This window comes from Paraburkholderia sp. MM5384-R2 (assembly GCF_014201025.1).
Classification (GTDB): domain Bacteria; phylum Pseudomonadota; class Gammaproteobacteria; order Burkholderiales; family Burkholderiaceae; genus Paraburkholderia; species Paraburkholderia tuberum.
Window position 1 is genome coordinate 1 of record NZ_JACHDI010000077.1, and the last position, 1,871, is coordinate 1,871.

1 protein-coding gene is annotated in these 1,871 nt (G+C 62.4%); it reads left to right on the forward strand.

The window, feature by feature from the left end:
• Positions 1 to 413: 413 nt before the first annotated feature.
• A complete protein-coding gene (gene ltrA / locus HDG37_RS38655) occupies positions 414 to 1,781 on the forward strand; it encodes a group II intron reverse transcriptase/maturase (protein WP_184056834.1) in 1,368 nt (455 codons plus the stop codon).
• Positions 1,782 to 1,871: the final 90 nt, after the last annotated feature.

Consider the following 1,871-nt stretch of genomic DNA (forward strand, 5'->3'; position numbering starts at 1 on the left):
ATTGTGCGCCGAGCATGCGCAACAGCTTGGGGGTGTGAGTCCCCTGTCCAACCTGATGGTGGTGAAGGACTAGCGAAACGCAAGGGCGTCGTCGTGAGGCGGGGTCTGAAGGAAGCGTGTAGCAAAGCCATGACCTGACGAACAGAAACCAGATGCGAGGCCTACCTAGCCGGACGAGCAAGCAATTGATTGCGAAGTCCATAGCCATCAAGGGCTGGGGTGGTAGATCTGGCAGGTGTGTGGTGAAGGCGGTTGCGCTTACCTCGGGAGGCCTGCATGGCGTCCTGGAATCAGGACTGAGCGGCTCGCAAGGGCCGTTGACCACCGTGCAGGAGTCAGCAGAGGGCATATTAGGGCGGCGACGCCTGAAGGCCCGAACGGAAAGGAGCGGCGAGTAAGCCGGAGAACTCGACATGGGAGAGCAGCAGAAAACGCATCGCGTCCTCGACAGCGGAAGCAGGGGTGAAGCCCCGATGGCTGCTGGTGGAGGGGCTGAACCTATGGCGGCGAACCCCGAGTCTGAAAGCCCGTGGGCATATGACCGACTGATGGAAGAAGTCTGCGAAAGGGGGAACCTGAAGCAGGCGTTGAAGCGTGTGAAAGCGAACAAGGGCGCACCGGGCGTGGACGGGATGACCGTTCAGGCATTACCGGCGTACCTGCGGGAGCATTGGCCGTCGATACGGGCCACGCTGCTGAACGGCACATACAAGCCTCAACCTGTGAGACGGGTCGAGATACCCAAGCCGGATGGTGGTGGCGTGCGCAAGCTCGGCATCCCCTCTGCGCTTGATCGATTTGTCCAGCAGGCGGTCTTGCAGGTGTTGCAAAGGCAGTGGGACCCGACGTTCTCGGAGTCCAGCTACGGCTTCCGTCCGGGCCGCTCGGCACATCAGGCCGTGGCGCAGGCGCAAAGCTACATCCAGTCGGGGTACCGATGGGTTGTAGATCTGGATCTGGAGAAATTCTTCGATCGCGTGAGCCACGACATCCTGATGAGTCGGGTGGCAAAGCGAGTCAGCGACAAGCGAATGCTGAAGCTGGTCCGCTCCTTCCTGACGGCGGGTGTGATGGAGCACGGGCTGGTTGGTGCGACGGACGAGGGCACGCCCCAGGGTGGTCCCCTGTCCCCGCTATTATCCAATCTGATGCTCGACGATCTTGACCGGGAGCTTGAGCGACGCGGGCTGCGTTTCGCGAGGTACGCTGACGACTGTAACGTCTACGTACGCAGCGAACGCGCGGGCCAGCGTGTGATGGCGGGGCTGAAGGCCTTCCTCGCCGGCAGGCTGAAGCTGACGGTCAACGAGACCAAGAGCGCGGTCGCACGGCCACACACGCGGAAGTTTCTGGGGTTCACCTTCTCGGATCGGGACAAGGTCAAACGGCGTATTGCGCCCAAGGCGCTGTCCCGCCTCAAGGAGCGCATCCGGGAATTGACTCAACGCACGCGCGGGGTCAGCGTCGACCAGATGATCGGCGCGCTGAAACGTTATCTGGCCGGGTGGCGGGGCTACTTCGGTTTCTGCGAAACGCCCAGCGTTCTGCAACGCCTGGATGAATGGATACGCCGCCGCATCCGCTGCTTCTTCTGGAAGCAGTGGAAACGGGGCCGCACAAGATTCCGGGAGCTGACAGTACGCGGCGTCAGCCGAAACCTTGCTGCCCAGACGGTCGGTTCGCCACACGATGCGTGGCGGCTGAGTTGCAGTCCCGCGCTGGGCATCGCCCTGTCAAACCGTTACCTTCGCTCGCTGGGGCTTCCATCACTAAGGCCATAGTCGATCAACCGATCCGAACCGCCGTGTACGGACCCGTACGCACGGTGGTGTGGGAGGGGTCGGGCCGCGAGGCCTGCCCCTATCCCGATC